This window comes from Candidatus Magnetaquicoccus inordinatus, from assembly GCF_004217665.1.
In the GTDB taxonomy this organism is placed as follows: domain Bacteria; phylum Pseudomonadota; class Magnetococcia; order Magnetococcales; family Magnetaquicoccaceae; genus Magnetaquicoccus; species Magnetaquicoccus inordinatus.
Genome location: NZ_RXIU01000074.1, coordinates 1 through 14987 on the forward strand (window position 1 = coordinate 1; position 14987 = coordinate 14987).

Here is a 14987-nt window from a genome sequence, read left to right on the forward strand (position 1 = left end):
GATTGAAAACCGGTACGACTGCTGCTCGCTCTCTCCGTTCTCTCGCCCGCTCCTGAGTAGGAACCACCCCCAGAACGACCCTCCCCGCTGCGTGAGGATTGAAAACCGGTACGACTGCTGCTCGCTCTCTCCGTTCTCTCGCCCGCTCCTGAGTAGGAACCACCCCCAGAACGCCCCTCCCCGCTGCGCGAGGATTGAAAACCGGAACGACTGCTGCTCGCTCTCTCGGTTCTCTCGCCCGCTCCTGAATAGGAACGGCCTCCGTCACGACCCTCCCCGCTGCGCGAGGATTGAAAACCAGTACGACTATTGCTCGTTCTCTCCACTCTCTCTCCCGTTCCAGAATAGGAACGGCCTCCGTCCCGCCCTTCCCCGCTGCGCGAGGATTGGCCAAAAGTTGAATTTTCTGTTCTCGCTGGCTGCCCTCTGCTCTGCGACCGGGCTGCAGGTGCGCCTTTGGCCTCTGCTGAGGAGGAAGTCGATGCGGATGCAGAGCGCGCTCTACCCTCTGGCAGATTGCCCACTTTAATTTTATAAGTGGAAAGCAGCGCCTTGATCTCTGGCATCGTGAGCAGGCGCCACTCTCCACGCGGCAAATCAGCCAATTCACAGGTACCATATTGGGTGCGCAGCAGGCGGGAAACCTCCATATCCACAGCGGCAAAGATACGCCGCACAATACGGTTACGCCCTTCGTTCAAGGTGATGGTCAACCAACTGTTGGCCCCTGGCACTTGATCCACCGTCAGCGACAAAGGACCGGTTGGTCCATCCTCCAGGAGCACCCCCTCCTGCAAGCGGGCCAACATGGCGGCATCGATCCGTCCATGCACGCGCACCCGATAGGTGCGGGGAATCTGTGTACTGGGGTGCATCAACTGATGGGCCAGTTCGCCATGATTGGTAAAGAGCAACAAGCCTTCCGAGTTATAATCCAAACGACCGATACTGATCATCCTCGCTTGCTCGGCGGGCAGCAGCTCAAAGACACTGCGCCGATTTTCTGGATCTTTGCGGGTACAGACCACTCCCGCTGGTTTGTGCAGCATCACCACCCGCACGGGCTCCTGCAACGGCACCGCCAGACGACCATCCACCAACACCTGATCGCCACGGCTGACCTTATTGCCCAACTCCTTGACCACCACACCGTTGACAGTGACCCGGCCATGCAGGATCCACTCCTCTCCCTCGCGGCGGGAGCACAGACCTGCTTCTGCCAACCATTTTTGCAACCGGACCGCTTCAACTGCCATGATTTACACCTAAAAAAAGGGTTTATAGTGTAGGCTTGCCATTCCACCGGGAGTGGCAACCTCTTTACTGAAAGGCTTTTGGCAGACCCAGAACCGAACGAACCTGATCCATCGTCTGTCTGGCCTGGGCGCGTGCCTGCTCGGCCCCACGCAGCAACAGCTCCTGCAGTTGCCCTCGATCGCTGTTGAGCTGCAAAAAACGGCTACGGATCGGTTGCAGAAGAGCATTCACCGCCTCAGCGGTCTCCATTTTTAATTTGCCATACTGATTATGGGCAAAATGGCTCAACGCCTGTTCACGACTGTTACCGGTGGCTGCGCACCAAATATTGAGCAGATTGGCCACTCCAGGTTGGTTTACCTCATCATATTGGATCACCCCCAAAGTATCGGTCACCGCTTTTTTAAACTTTTTGACGATGGCATCGGGTTCATCGAGCAACATCACCCGTGCCAGTTCGGAGAGGGCACTTTTGGACATTTTTTTGCTGGGTTCCTGCAGATCTTTGACCCGTGCCACGCCATCGTTGCCAATCAACGGCTCTGGCACGCGAAAAACCGGACCATAGAGACCGTTAAAGCGAATGGCAACATCACGAGTCAGTTCCAGGTGCTGTTTTTGATCTTCGCCGACCGGCACCTTGTGGGTCTGGTAGAGCAGAATATCTGCCGCCATCAAAACCGGATAGGTAAAAAGAGCGGCATTGATATTTTGTTGGTGTTGCTGCGCCTTATCCTTGAATTGGGTCATGCGCTCCAATTCACCCATTTGGGTAAAGGTGGACAAAAACCAGGCCAGCTCGGAATGGGCCGGCACATGGCTTTGCAGAAAGATAATGCTGCGTTCTGGATCGATACCGCAGGCCAGATAGAGTGCTGTCAACTCAAAGATATTCTCCCGGAGCTGTTGTGGATCCTGACGCACGGTCAAGGCATGCAGATCCACCACACAAAAGATGCAGGAATAGTCCTGCTGCATGCGTACCCAAGTGCGCAGTGCACCCATATAGTTGCCCAAGGTCAACTGTCCGGTCGGTTGGGCACCACTAAAAACGGTCGGCAAAGAGGAAGAAGCAGTCACGGCAGAAAAACTCCAAGACAATGAAGACAGAACCCTCTCCCTGAGCCATCAGGAAGAGAGAGCCTGGCGGATAAAAAAGCGGGTAACAGAGGAGATGATCGGCCCCAATACAGAGCCCAACATGCCGGAAAAGGCCAACAACAATACCAATGCCAAACCGATGCGTTCCATGGCAGCCAGGGCCTGATCCATGGGCGGAGGCAACAGCGCAACCAGAATGCGCCCTCCATCCAATGGTGGCAGAGGCAACAGATTGAAGACCCCCAGAATGACATTCATTTTGATCATGGCCAGCAGCATATCCACCAAAAAAAAGGAGGGAGCATCGGTGGAAACAGCCAACAGATGCAAGGCTATCGCCGCGACTGCAGCCTGCAAAAAGTTGCTCAACGGACCTGCCCCGGCCACCACAATCAAGGCCAGACGCATCGCCATCCCGCGCAGACGCTGCCCATGCCGATCACGGAAGGCGTTGGGATTGATGGGCACCGGTTTGGCACCACCAAACAAGATTGGCGACCCCATGGTCATCAGCGAGGTCACCAGCAACAGTCCCGGCACCAACAGCGTCATCATCGGATCGATATGCGGCAGAGGATTCAGGGTCAAGCGCCCCATGCGCTCCGGGGTCGGATCACCATAGCGTGCTGCCGCAAAGCCATGGGCCCACTCATGCAACGTGATGGCAAAGATCACCCCTGGAGCCCAGACCAGGAGGTTATAAATCAGGTTAGTGCTGTTCATGCCCTTCCACCAGTTGCCCGTCAATCAGATGAATACGCCGATCCAGATCGGCGGCCAACTCCATGTTGTGGGTCACCATCAAACAGGTCAATCCTTTGCTGCGGTTGAGCTCTTTGAGCAGATGAAAGACCCCCTGGGCGGTTTTGCGATCCAGATTGCCGGTGGGTTCGTCGGCCAGCAGCAGGTCAGGATTGCTCACCACAGCCCGGGCGATAGCTACCCGTTGTTGTTCGCCACCCGACATCTGCCCCGGACGATGGTGCAGACGATGCGCCAACTCCACCTCGTGCAACGCCTGTTCTGCCCGCGCCAAAGCTTCCCGTCGCGGGCTGCGCCCAATCAACAAGGGCAACATCACATTTTCGATTGCGCTAAACTCCGGCAACAGGCGATGCGATTGATAGATAAAACCGATGCGCCGGTTGCGAAAGGCGGCACATTTGTTTTGTGACAGCGCAAACAGATCGGTACCATCCACCACAACGGTGCCACTGCTGGGCCGATCCAGAGCCCCCAAAATCTGGATCAATGTGCTTTTGCCGGTTCCCGAAACCCCCAGCAGAGCCACCATCTCTCCCCGCCTCAAGGTGAGATTGACCCCACGCAACACCTCAAACTCCTGGTTGGAGGAGTGGAAGGATTTGCGCAGTTCACGCGCTTCCAAAAGCATTTCGCTCATTGTCTTATCCGTTTTCTGCTGTTGACCCGGCTGGGAGATCTCTGCACCCGCAACGCCGCCGGATGGCCCACCAGATCATATTCATGGCTTTCGGTAATGATTACCGGCAACAGAGTGCCCGCAGGCGGCTGACCGGCATTGATATAGACCACCCCATCAATCTCTGGAGCCTGGCCTTTGCTTCGACCAAGCATCAACCCGGAATGTTCCGCAGACCTCTGCTCCACCAGAACCTCCAGCTTTTTGCCAAGCCAACGACGCAATTTGCGCCGACTGATCGGCTGTTGTTTGGCCAGCAGTTGCTGACGCCGCTCCTCGGCCAGCGCAGCATCCACCTTGTCGGGCAGGCCATAGGCGCTACAGCCCAGCTCATCGGAATAGGTAAAGACTCCCACATGGTCAAACCACTCCTGCCCAACCAGATCCAGCAACTGGGCAAACTCGGCAGCGCTTTCACCGGGAAAACCGACGATAAAGGTGGTGCGCAGGGTTGCTTGCGGCAGATAGTGGTCAATCTGTTGCAGCAGGCGTTGAATATCCTCGGCGCGTTCGGCCCGGCGCATGCGTGTCAATACAGCCGAATGGGCATGCTGCAAAGGAATATCCAGATAGGGGACGATTTTTTCTTCTTCAGCCATCACCTGCAACAGCTCAGTGGTGACCAGGGTGGGATAGAGATAGAGAGTGCGAATCCAGGCCACTCCTTCCACCTTGGCCAACAGCCGCAACAGAGCTGCCAACGAGCTGCGTGGCTGCAGATCCCGTCCGTAGAGGGTGCTGTCCTGGGAGACCAGATTGATCTCCAACACCCCCTGGGCTGCCAAAGCCTGGACCTCGGCAAGGATCTCTTCCGGAGGACGGGAGCGAAAGCGACCACGCAGTTGCGGAATAATACAAAAGGAGCAACTGTTGTTACACCCTTCGGCTATTTTGACATAGGCGGAATGGGGAAGCGTGGTCAGCAACCGCTGTGGAGCTGGCGCAGGCGCTGCTGCTGCAGGCAGACTCTCCCTCTGCAGATCAGTTCTCTCTTCGGCCTGTTGCCCGGCAACGGCAGGGCGCAGCGGCAGCGGCGGACCAGGCGCCTCAACCTGGATGATCTTTTTTCCTTCACGCTGCTGGAGAGCCAGCAACGGCAGCAGCCGATCATACTGTGCCGAACCAACCAACAGATCGATAGCCGGAATCTGTTCGGCCAAGGCATGGCCATAGCGTTGCGACAGACAACCGGTCACCAGCAGACGTTTGCCGGGATAGCGCTCTTTCAGGGCCGCCATCTCCAAGATGGCAGCCCGCGACTCCTCTTCGGCATCGGCCTTGAAGCCACAGGTATTGACCACCAAGAGATCGGCCTCTGTGGCATCAGCGGTCACACTGTAGCCCTGTTGCAAAAATTGACCCAGCAACTGTTCGCTATCCACCCGATTTTTCGGACATCCCAGCGAGATCAAACCGACACGCCTGCCCTGCCCGGAAGAGGACATGCTCTAATCCCGAAAATTGGTAAACTGCAAGGGCTGCTCGATCGAGGTATCCGCTTTGAGCAGAGTGATCACCTCCTGCAGATCATCCCGTTTTTTGCCGGTGATCCGCAACTCAACGCCCTGAATCGCCGCCTGCACCTTGATTTTGGAATCCTTGATCATTTTGACCAGTTTTTTGGCCAGTTCGGCTTCGATCCCCTGGCGTACAGTGACCACTTGCCGCACTGTCCCCCCGGATGCCGGTTCGACCGTACCATAATCCAAAACCCGAATATCCACCTTGCGACGAATCAACTTCTCCTTAAGAATCTCGATCACCTGTTCCCGTTTATATTCATCATCGGCATGCAGGGTGATCTCAGCCTCTTTGCGCTCCACCCGGCATTTGGCATTCTTGAAATCATAGCGGGTGATAATCTCTTTACTCACCTGGTTGACGGCATTATCCACCTCTTGCAGATCGGTTTCCGAAACAATGTCGAAAGATGGCATGGCAACTCCTGCTTACGCACAAAAATGGTTCCCCTCAGGAGGGGTCGGATGACTGAGCACGATCTTCAATAATATCCACACCCGGCGGGATTGCCAAGCGGAAACGCTCTGCAGGAACCGACTGATTGATGCGCATGCCACGAAAGGTAAAGTGGGAAACATGGCCCAAGGAGTCCTGGGTGGTCAATTTCAGCAACTCGTCGCGCTCTGGATGCAGCACCAGGGTGATCTCTTTGACCGATCCTCCCTGGCGGGGAAACAGACGCAGAGCCGGCAGGTGCAAATGGGGCTCTTCACTGACCTCCCAGGTAAAGCTCTGCACCAGGGAGACCGAGTTGGCCAGCAGGAGGGCCGGAGTCTGATCCAAACGCGAGGCTTTGGTCACTGTCACCTGGGCCAAATCCGGCTCATACAACCAGATGCTCTGCCCGTCCGAAACAATGGTTTGCTCATAGGGTTGTTGATAATCCCAACGAAAGCGTCCGGGCTTGGAGGTACTGATCTGGCCTTGACTCTCTCCTGGCACACCCGCCTCTGGATTTTCAATGCGCTGATAAAATTCAGCCTCCAGGGTTTTTACTTTATTCAAAAACAGTTGCACCCGCTCCACCAGTGGCGGCACCCCTTTGCTTTCGGCTCCGGCACTCCACCCACCCACAGGCAGAAAACAGAGCCACAAAAACAACCATCCTCTGCGCATAGCCATCCCCTATAGCAAACCAACCAGACACCCAACCCACCAGCACAGCCCAGGAAAAAAGCGGGACAATGGGGGATTTTTGTCAACGAAGCAAGGATGTTCGTCACCCATTTTTCCGTTTCTTCACCATTGATGCACGATTCCACTCTCCTGGGCAAGAAATTTCCAAAAACATGCGCTGCAAAGGTTTTCGTTTGCCACAAAATGTATTATGATCTGTTGTTATGTCACAAGGAGAAGAAATTGTTTTTTTGCCGCACTCCTGTGCGTAAGAGGCACCATGCAGTAAGGAGTCATACCATGGCCGGAGAGCCCCACAAAGTGCAGGTACAGATCGACCGGGATCTGGAGGAGATCATCCCCTCCTATCTGGACAACCGGCGCAAGGATGTTCTGCAATTAACCGATTTGCTGACTAAAAATGATTTTGCCGCCATGAAGGTGCTGGGGCATCGCATGAAAGGTACCGGAGCCGGATATGGTCTGGATGCCATCAGTCAGATTGGCATCGCCTTGGAACAGGCCGCCATCAGCCAGGACAGCGCTGCCTTGGCCCCCTTGATCCAAGAGTTGGCTCTCTATCTTGAACAACTCGATATTGTCTATCTGTAAGGATACGGAACGCGCACATGGCAACAGCTTCTGCGGATCATATTCTGATTGTCGATGACGACCCCGACATCTGCACTCTGGTCAGCCGCTTTTTTGAAAAAAATGGCTTTCGGGTCAGCGTGGTCCCGGATGGCAAAGGGTTGTGGAACATGTTGGATCAGGCCAGCGTCGATCTGATAGTCCTTGACTTGATGTTGCCGGATGAAGATGGTCTGGTTTTGTGCCGCAATCTGCGCGCCACCTCCGATCTGCCGGTGATCATACTGAGCGCCCGTGGTGAAGATGTCGATCGTATCATCGGCCTGGAGATGGGTGCCGATGACTATCTGCCCAAACCCTTTCACCCCCGCGAGTTGCTGGCACGGGTACGCAGTGTGCTCCGGCGCACCCGCTCCACCATGCAGCCCGAAAAAACCGCCCGCACACACAACAGCAACGAAGAGAATATCGCCTACCATTTTGCCGGTTGGCGCCTTGATGTGCCCACCAGGCAACTCTATACCCCACAAGAAGAGAAGGTCTTCTTAAGCGGCAGCGAGTTTGCGCTGCTGCGCATTTTTCTCAACTATCCCAATCAGGTTCTCACCCGCGAACAGTTGCTGGAATATTCCGCCAGCAAAGAGAGCGAAACCTATGACCGCACGATCGACATGCAGGTCAGTCGCCTGCGCCGTCGCCTGCGCGAGGACTCTCGCACCCCGGAACTGATCAAAACAGTACGTGGCCTGGGCTATGTGCTCTCCGCTCGGGTGGAAAAGGTGGGAGACCACACATGAAGCACATTCTGGTGATCGATGATGATCCGGCTACTCGTTACCTGGTCAAATCGATCCTGGAAGATGCCGGTTTTACCGTGCTTCTGGCCTCTGGTGGTGAAGAGGGGCTGGAGATGTTTCAGCATCACCAAATTGCTTTGGTGATCACCGATATTTTGATGCCTGGCACCGACGGTTTGGCGGTGATTCGCGAACTGATGGCCACCTGCCCGACCACTCCGGTCATTGCCCTCTCTGGTGGAGGGATGATTTTGACTGCGGAGACCAGCCTGCATATTGCCCGCAAAATGGGCGCCTTCCGTACCATGGCCAAACCTTTTGTGCGCATGGAGCTGTTGCAACTGATCAACGAAGTGCTGCACAACACCTCGGCAGAGCTGCAGAGCCCCTCTGCACAACCCTCCCCCCTCGCCTAATAACGTGCGCAGCGATCGTGACGAGCAGATACTGCGCCAGACACGGGCGCGGATACGACAGGGGCAACTCAGACAAAGGCAAAAGCAAACAACCCGCAACCCCCACACAGCGCCGCGCAGCAGATTTTTGCACAAACTCTGAACCTGTTGGCGCTACAGCATATTGATGGACGCATGATGACCATTCTCGGCATTGAAAGCAGTTGTGATGAAACCTCGGCGGCAGTGGTCGAAGAGGGCATTGTCTTGTCCAATGTGGTCCAGGGTCAGATTGATGTCCATGCCGAATATGGTGGCGTGGTGCCGGAGTTGGCCAGTCGGGCCCATATCAACAACATCTACCCGGTGGTCAGTGAAGCCTTATGGCGTGCCAATCGTCAAGCGGCAGATCTGCACGCCATCGCCGTGACCTCTGGACCAGGATTGATCGGTGGCTTGCTGGTTGGTCTCACCTTTGGCAAAGGGTTGGCCTTGGCCGTGCAAAAACCACTGCTGGGCATTCACCATATGGAGGGACATCTCTTAAGCCCCTTTTTGCGCCGTCCCGATGAAGCAGCGAGCGATTGTGCCTTTCCCTTTGTGGCTCTGCTGGTCTCTGGAGGACACACCTGGTTGCTGCATGCCCAAGCCTTTGGTTCCTATACCCTGTTGGGGCAGACCCGCGATGATGCGGCCGGTGAGGCTTTTGACAAAGGGGCCAGACTGTTGGGATTAAACTATCCAGGAGGTCCAGCGATTGCCGCCTTGGCCGAAGGGGGAGATCCCCAGGCCATCCGTTTTCCACGCGCATGGTTGGACCGACAGCGCTTTGATTTTTCATTTTCCGGTCTCAAAACCGCCTTGCGCACCCATCTGCTGCACCATCCCGTGGACAAGGATACCCAGACAGCACGTGATATTGCCGCCTCTTATCAAGAAGCGCTGGTCGAGGTGTTGGTGGAAAAGTCACTGGCCGCCTGTCGGGCCGTGGGCAGCAGTCGTCTGCTTGTCGCCGGAGGTGTCGGTGCCAACCAACGATTGCGCCAGTTGTTGCGACAGAGAGCCCATCCCCAGTTGCGCATATATGCCCCCCCACTGGCCTTCTGTACCGATAATGGAGCGATGATCGCCCTGGCTGGCGAAGAGCGTTTGCGTCGCGGTCAACTGAGTGATCCCTCGCTTACGGTCCGCCCACGCTGGCCCATGGCAGAGCTGGCCACTCCAGAACTGGCGGCTAACAGCCACAGACAATAGAAGAAAAAGAGCAAAGCTTGCTGTCAGGAGAGAAGAGAGAGAAGAGAGAGAAGAGAGAGAAAATTGACGCCAAAAATATTTGAAATTATGTAACTATTCAGATTCGTGCTGGCTCGCCAGCTCTACCCCCATGGGGATGCTGTGCAAATTGGCGCAAAAAGGCGCGCCAATCCGCACTGCTTGCTTCCATTAGGCGCTTAAGCCGACGCAAAAAGCGCGTCGGCTTCGTGTGAAAAGCGCGCCAAAGGCAAAAGATTAAAACAAAATCCCAGAGGCTTTGCCTCTGGACTCCACCAGGGAGGTGCCCTCCCTGGACCCGCAGTTGCTTTGTGTGGTGAACAGTTACCAAGAAAGGAACAACGGCCATGACCCCTCCTGCAAAACAGAGTGACGGCGCCACATCTCCCGCTTGTCCCTTTGCAGCTCCTGACCACAGCAAGTACTCCAGTGTATCCACCTTTCTGCTGCACTATGCCAGTCAACATCGCCAAGGATGGCTGTTTGCGTGGCTTTCCCATACCAGGGTGGAAATCACCTTGTTTTTATATACCTTCTTGACCTCTTTGGCCCTGCTGTGCTCAGGAATCTATTTTTTGCATCTGTCAGAACTGTTGCAACAGACAGCCCCTTTGTTGAGCGATAACAAACACCTCGCAGAATCGGCATGGGAAACCGCAGGGCTTGCCATCCTGCTCTTTGTGTTGATTCCCCTGCTGGGGCTGTTTTCGGCCTTGACCCGCAAACTCTTTGTACTGCGCATCACCTGCCTTGCCCAACATCTGGAGCGTTTGGCCCATGGGGATTATAGCACACGGGTCCATTTTTCCGGCAGTCAATACAGCCTGCTCTACCAAAAATTAGGCAATTTGATCAACCATTTGGCTGAAACTTTAGCCCATCAGGAACAACGCATCGACAAAACCTTGCAGGGCTTGCAGGATTCCCGCGCCAAAGTGGAAGCAGCCTATCAGGCGAAAAGCATCTTTTTGGCCAATATGAGCCACGAACTGCGTACACCCTTGCATGGCATCCTCAGTTTTGCCACCTTCGGCATCCGAAAGAGCAACAGCGCCAGCCCAGAGAAGCTGCTCCACTATTTTACCCAGATTCAGAACAGTGGTCAGCGACTGCTTGAGCTGTTGAATGATCTGTTGGATTTGGCCAAAATGGAGTCGGGACGAATGCGCTATCAGTTTGCCGAGGTCAACCTACGCCAGATCATCGAGGAGGTACTCACCAGTCAGGAGGCATGGTTTGAGGAAAAACGGTTGCAGATTCAGATCAAGGAGCAGACAGACTCTTTTCTGGTCCATTGTGACGGCACGCGCATGGCCCAGGTAGTACGCAATTTGCTGAACAATGCCAGCAAATTTTCGCCCGCAGAGCAACGGATTGAGATTATCCTCTCCTCTGAGCAGTTGGCCAGTGGACGGCGGGCTACCGATACCGCTCTGCAGGCGGCTCTTGGGATAACGATCCGCGATTATGGGATGGGTATTCCGGAAAATGAGTTGGAGGGAATTTTTGACAAATTTGTGCAAAGCAGCAAAACAAAAAGCAGTTTAGGAGGAACCGGTTTGGGCTTGGCCATTTGCCAAGAGATTGTTTTGGCACATCGCGGCAAGATCTTTGCACAGAGCGGCTTGGAACAAGGTGCTGCAGTCACCTTCATCATTCCGCTTGCCCAACCCGGCGGTGACTGTGCTACTGTAACCGAAAGCGTGTAAAACCAGCATTGCTGTCGTGCAGGCAGACGAACAAAGATGCTGGAGGCCACACCAATAAAGAAAGGGAATTCGCAGATGAGCAAACAAGCCTATATTTTGGCAGTGGATGATGAAGCGATGAATCGGGAGATTCTGCGCGAGGCTCTGGAGGAGGAGTATGTAATTGAGTGCCTGGCTGATGGCCCCTCCTGCCTTGCTGCCGTCAAAGAGCGTCTGCCGGATCTGATCCTGTTGGATGTCAAAATGTCTCCCCTGACCGGTCTGGAGGTGTGTCGGCAACTGCGCGAGGATGAGGATCTGCCGCACATCCCGATCATTTTTGTCTCTGCCTTGGGCTCTCTGGAAGAGCGTATGGCCGGTTATCAGGCGGGCGGTGACGACTATCTGGTCAAACCGTTTGCCATCGATGAACTGAGCAGCAAAATTGCTCTGTTGTTGGAATATAGCGCCCAGATGCAGCAACTGCAGCAGGCCAGTCGTGAGGCACGGCATGTAGCGATGACCGCCTTGACTGCCGCCGGGGAGATGGGTGAGATTTTACGCTTTTTGCAAGAGAGTCTGAGCTGCAATGATCATCGGGCTTTGGCCGATCTGCTCTTTGCCACTCTGGACAATCTGGGATTGGAGGGAATATTGCGTCTGGGCAGTGCGGGCACTGCCACCTTTTATAATCGCACCTCGATCATTCATCCTTTGGAAAAATCGGTATTGGGCCATTGTGGCACCGATCAACGGGTGATCACCTTTGGCAAAAGCGCCATCTTCTCTTCGACCCAGGCGATGTTGTTTATTCGGGCACTGCCCATAGAGGATGAAGAGAGCTATGGACGGATGAAAGATATGTTGGCCATGTTGATCATGGGGGTGGATGCCCGTTTAGTGGAGTTGCAAAAGAGTCTGCATCTGGCCAAACGCGAGCAGGCACTTGCCCAACTGTTGCACTCCATCGAACAGACCACAGCGGAGATTGTCGCCAGTCAAGCCAAAGTACGCAACAAGATTGTCATGCGCTTTTCCCAGATGATTAAGGAGATGGAACAGGCGATTGATGACACCATCGGGGCCGGGCTCAGCCTGGAGCAGGAGGATTGTTTGATGACCATCATCACCAAAGCCGAAAAAGATACCATTGCCCTGATTTCTGAAGAGGTGGATCTGGAGCGTCGCTTAAAACAGATTGTGCAGGGAGTCCGTTGGCAGTAAATAAAGGAGCAGGCATGTTCGACAATCCGGGAGCATGCCATTCTTGCGCAATGAATCGAAAAGAGTCTTTATCTGCATGCAGATGCCAGAAAAATATTTTCCTGTTGGCATCGCAAAATCATACTACAGGCACGCTGCCCATAAATCTTTCTGCAGATTGCCAAATCAAATATTTTATATTGTTTGCCGTCAGATAGTTCCAATTAATGTTTCTGGAATTAAAAAAATGGACCTCCCGGAACATCCAGGAGATAACATTGGTCAACCCGGTATCCAGGGAATAGCTGTCACCATAAACAGCCACTTTATCTTGCTGAAGCGCATTTTTATTCAACAAAATATATCGCATACCATTGTGCACCCCGGTCCGGCGCAACTGATCGCTCGCATAGATTAAACTAAACCAATTATCCACAAATGTAATTATCTCTTCCATGGGCGGCGGCGCATAAAAGTGCATCATCAGATCATGGCGCACCGTTGAACGTTCAAACCGAAAAGAGAGCTGCTCAACCAGTGCGGGAGAAACAAGAGAGCGCAACAGCTCCAAACCCACTGCCAAACACCCTGAAGCACACCAATGGCTGTCACCACGATAATAGAGTTCGCAATATGGCTGCAAAGCTCGCAGCAGATCAATAGGATAGATAAATTTTAACCCGGAAGGGAGCACATTCAAGATCGTTTTGATCGGCCTCTTCTTGAAATCATAATCAATGTTGGGATCACCCCAATCTCTGGCATTTCTTTTCCAACGAAACATCGGAAAAATTAATTGTTTTTCTGGTACAACGGTGTGCACGATCTGGATATTGAGTGCGTTGGCTTTTTCCAGGCGTTGCTGCAAGAGGTGCTGCCAGGCATTCACTCCCCTCTCAGACAGCGAAATATTGCCGAAAATTTGATTTTCCCAATGATTGGAACCATCGGTCACAAAGAAATAGCCACAATATCCAGCGATGACAACACCATTTTTTGACTTTTCTCCCGGAGGCAACGCATAATATTTATCAAACAAAACAAGATTCTTGCTGCTTAACTCTCTTTCTATAGTCACCAAACTTTCAAATTGGGACAATTGCTTTCCTGACAGGGATAATATATCACCGATTGTCATCAAAAACCTCATAATAACAATAAATCATTGAGCAGATCGCATTTTAATAAAATGTGTAACGATTGGTACAAGCCGCATCCGGCCAAAAAAATCAAGCAAAATGGGGTGTTTTTGGACACCCCAATTCTGCGTGAGAGCCATTTCATGTATACCCAGCCCAGATCACAGGGTACACGCAAAAAGAGCAAGAAAAGCAAGCGGTAAAAACCATTATTGATAAAAAGTGAACGCATAATCTCCTGAATATCCAGCCAAATCCATAAACCACTGCCACTCATCGATGCGATAAAAAGTCCTTTGTGTCAACTGCCAATTCAGCATGTTCAATTTTTCTTCTTCATTCCTGTATGATTCAATCAGGATCCATTTATGCTGTTTGCCCACACGTTCAATTTCCTTAAGCGCTTTGAACAAATCATAGTTTGTCAAGATCTGCAGTGCGTTCAGTGAGATTACCAAATCAAAGTTGGCATCCTGATACGGTAAACTGTTAGCGCTCCCTACTTGAATATTATCTTTCACCTCTTCTTTGGCATTTTCTACCGAATAGTGAGAGGCATCTAATCCAAAAACGGTGGCATTTGGCAGCAGCAACTTAAACTCATACAACAGATAACCTTTACCGCATCCAATATCCAATATTTTTGCATCATCTGGCAACTTATAATGCTCTATCAGTGCAGCAGCCAGAGGGGTCCAATGTCCAGGTATATATTTATATCCGCCATATCCAGATGAACGATCTCCATCCCAATATTCCCGATCAAGCATCATAGCTTTTTCAACTAAATTTAATTTATTATTTTTGCATATCCTTTCTGTATAATCTCTTTTGGTCATGCTTCTCATTGAATTTAATACATTAAAATCGACATATTCACCCATAATATATTCTCCACAATCAAACAATCATTGAACAAGAAAATACCAGTTGTTTACACCATGCAAAACAGCAAAGCCCGAGCAGATCATTGCTAAAACAATGACAAAACAAAGCGTTGCCGCAAAAAAACCGGATGTATGCAAAACAAACAGCAGCGCACCACTCGCAGTGGTTGGATTATTTCATATGGCTGCTCTGCTCCTGCACAGCAGTCCCAACAGCCGACAAGATGCCGAACTGGTCATATATTCTTAAAAGATGACCAATAGCAAAATCAGGCACCATACACACACAAAGATTGAGCCCTGCTGCATCTTGAGCGCGGGCATACCACCCAATGGCAAGCAAACTGGCACAAAATCTCATTAAATATTATTATAGTCTCCATCAGAAAACCAGTTATGGATCACTTTATCACAAGACATAATTTGTGTAAAGAGAGCACAAACATACACATCATGCAGAGTGAACACTATCCATATTGATGGCATGTATTGCCATTACTTGGGGCCTCCTCAAAAAGAATAACGCATTGAAACTATACATTAAAATTCGATTATGATAGAATTGTGTGCATGAATTTC

15 protein-coding genes are annotated in these 14987 nt (G+C 52.5%); 6 read left to right on the plus strand and 9 right to left on the minus strand.

From position 1 onward, the window contains the following. The 7 genes from EJP87_RS07285 to lolA all read right to left on the minus strand — a co-directional run. Positions 1-1256: pseudouridine synthase (locus tag EJP87_RS07285; RefSeq protein ID WP_130471203.1), on the minus strand; the 1256-nt coding region annotated here is incomplete at its 3' end. Positions 1257-1320: 64 nt separating this feature from the next. Continuing rightward, on the minus strand, positions 1321-2337 hold the full coding sequence (gene trpS, locus EJP87_RS07290; RefSeq protein ID WP_130471204.1) for a tryptophan--tRNA ligase: 1017 nt from the start codon (positions 2335-2337) through the stop codon (positions 1321-1323). Positions 2338-2385: 48 nt separating this feature from the next. Continuing rightward, positions 2386-3081: a site-2 protease family protein gene (locus tag EJP87_RS07295; protein WP_130471205.1), complete on the minus strand. Its 696-nt coding sequence runs from the start codon at positions 3079-3081 to the stop codon at positions 2386-2388. Beyond that, on the minus strand, positions 3068-3760 hold the full coding sequence (locus EJP87_RS07300) for an ABC transporter ATP-binding protein (RefSeq protein ID WP_130471206.1): 693 nt from the start codon (positions 3758-3760) through the stop codon (positions 3068-3070). The genes EJP87_RS07295 and EJP87_RS07300 overlap by 14 nt, the downstream gene beginning before the upstream one ends. After that, positions 3757-5244, minus strand: a complete 1488-nt coding sequence (gene rimO, locus EJP87_RS07305) for a 30S ribosomal protein S12 methylthiotransferase RimO (RefSeq protein WP_130471207.1) — start codon at positions 5242-5244, stop codon at positions 3757-3759. The genes EJP87_RS07300 and rimO overlap by 4 nt, the downstream gene beginning before the upstream one ends. Before the next feature lie 3 nt (positions 5245-5247). Then, entirely contained in the window at positions 5248-5736 is a 489-nt protein-coding gene (locus EJP87_RS07310; protein ID WP_130471208.1) for a YajQ family cyclic di-GMP-binding protein, read from the minus strand. Between the two features lie 34 nt (positions 5737-5770). Beyond that, the gene (gene lolA / locus EJP87_RS07315) at positions 5771-6436 is read right to left on the minus strand and encodes an outer membrane lipoprotein periplasmic chaperone LolA (protein ID WP_193771215.1); all 666 of its coding nucleotides are present in this window, start codon (positions 6434-6436) and stop codon (positions 5771-5773) included. 300 nt (positions 6437-6736) lie between these two features. On the opposite strand from lolA, the gene EJP87_RS17740 reads away from it, so the two are divergent. The 6 genes from EJP87_RS17740 (at position 6737) to EJP87_RS07345 (ending at position 12403) form a co-directional block, all read left to right on the plus strand. Next, positions 6737-7048 (plus strand): Hpt domain-containing protein, encoded by a 312-nt coding sequence (locus EJP87_RS17740; protein WP_193771216.1) that lies wholly within the window; start codon positions 6737-6739, stop codon positions 7046-7048. Between the two features lie 17 nt (positions 7049-7065). After that, on the plus strand, positions 7066-7824 hold the full coding sequence (locus EJP87_RS07325) for a response regulator (protein ID WP_130471211.1): 759 nt from the start codon (positions 7066-7068) through the stop codon (positions 7822-7824). Beyond that, a complete protein-coding gene (locus EJP87_RS07330) occupies positions 7821-8240 on the plus strand; it encodes a response regulator (RefSeq protein WP_130471212.1) in 420 nt (139 codons plus the stop codon). The genes EJP87_RS07325 and EJP87_RS07330 overlap by 4 nt, the downstream gene beginning before the upstream one ends. Before the next feature lie 174 nt (positions 8241-8414). Beyond that, complete coding sequence (tsaD, locus tag EJP87_RS07335) at positions 8415-9473, plus strand: tRNA (adenosine(37)-N6)-threonylcarbamoyltransferase complex transferase subunit TsaD (protein ID WP_193771217.1); 1059 nt, start codon at positions 8415-8417, stop codon at positions 9471-9473. A 365-nt stretch (positions 9474-9838) separates the two neighbouring features. Continuing rightward, entirely contained in the window at positions 9839-11200 is a 1362-nt protein-coding gene (locus EJP87_RS07340; RefSeq protein ID WP_130471213.1) for a sensor histidine kinase, read from the plus strand. 75 nt (positions 11201-11275) lie between these two features. Next, on the plus strand, positions 11276-12403 hold the full coding sequence (locus EJP87_RS07345) for a response regulator transcription factor (RefSeq protein ID WP_193771218.1): 1128 nt from the start codon (positions 11276-11278) through the stop codon (positions 12401-12403). Positions 12404-12521: 118 nt separating this feature from the next. Here EJP87_RS07345 and EJP87_RS07350 read toward each other — a convergent pair whose 3' ends face one another. Next, entirely contained in the window at positions 12522-13481 is a 960-nt protein-coding gene (locus EJP87_RS07350) for an alginate O-acetyltransferase AlgX-related protein (protein WP_130471215.1), read from the minus strand. A 249-nt stretch (positions 13482-13730) separates the two neighbouring features. Beyond that, on the minus strand, positions 13731-14405 hold the full coding sequence (locus tag EJP87_RS07355; RefSeq protein ID WP_130471216.1) for a class I SAM-dependent methyltransferase: 675 nt from the start codon (positions 14403-14405) through the stop codon (positions 13731-13733). Positions 14406-14987: the final 582 nt, after the last annotated feature.

Coding starts and splice junctions, on each gene's coding strand:
- EJP87_RS07295 (WP_130471205.1), bottom strand. CDS start 3,081: ATGAACAGCACTAACCTGATTTATAACCTCCTGGTCTGGGCTCCAGGG.
- EJP87_RS07300 (WP_130471206.1), bottom strand. CDS start 3,760: ATGAGCGAAATGCTTTTGGAAGCGCGTGAACTGCGCAAATCCTTCCAC.
- rimO (WP_130471207.1), bottom strand. CDS start 5,244: ATGTCCTCTTCCGGGCAGGGCAGGCGTGTCGGTTTGATCTCGCTGGGA.
- EJP87_RS07310 (WP_130471208.1), bottom strand. CDS start 5,736: ATGCCATCTTTCGACATTGTTTCGGAAACCGATCTGCAAGAGGTGGAT.
- lolA (WP_193771215.1), bottom strand. CDS start 6,436: ATGCGCAGAGGATGGTTGTTTTTGTGGCTCTGTTTTCTGCCTGTGGGT.
- EJP87_RS17740 (WP_193771216.1), top strand. CDS start 6,737: ATGGCCGGAGAGCCCCACAAAGTGCAGGTACAGATCGACCGGGATCTG.
- EJP87_RS07325 (WP_130471211.1), top strand. CDS start 7,066: ATGGCAACAGCTTCTGCGGATCATATTCTGATTGTCGATGACGACCCC.
- EJP87_RS07330 (WP_130471212.1), top strand. CDS start 7,821: ATGAAGCACATTCTGGTGATCGATGATGATCCGGCTACTCGTTACCTG.
- tsaD (WP_193771217.1), top strand. CDS start 8,415: ATGATGACCATTCTCGGCATTGAAAGCAGTTGTGATGAAACCTCGGCG.
- EJP87_RS07340 (WP_130471213.1), top strand. CDS start 9,839: ATGACCCCTCCTGCAAAACAGAGTGACGGCGCCACATCTCCCGCTTGT.
- EJP87_RS07345 (WP_193771218.1), top strand. CDS start 11,276: ATGAGCAAACAAGCCTATATTTTGGCAGTGGATGATGAAGCGATGAAT.
- EJP87_RS07355 (WP_130471216.1), bottom strand. CDS start 14,405: ATGGGTGAATATGTCGATTTTAATGTATTAAATTCAATGAGAAGCATG.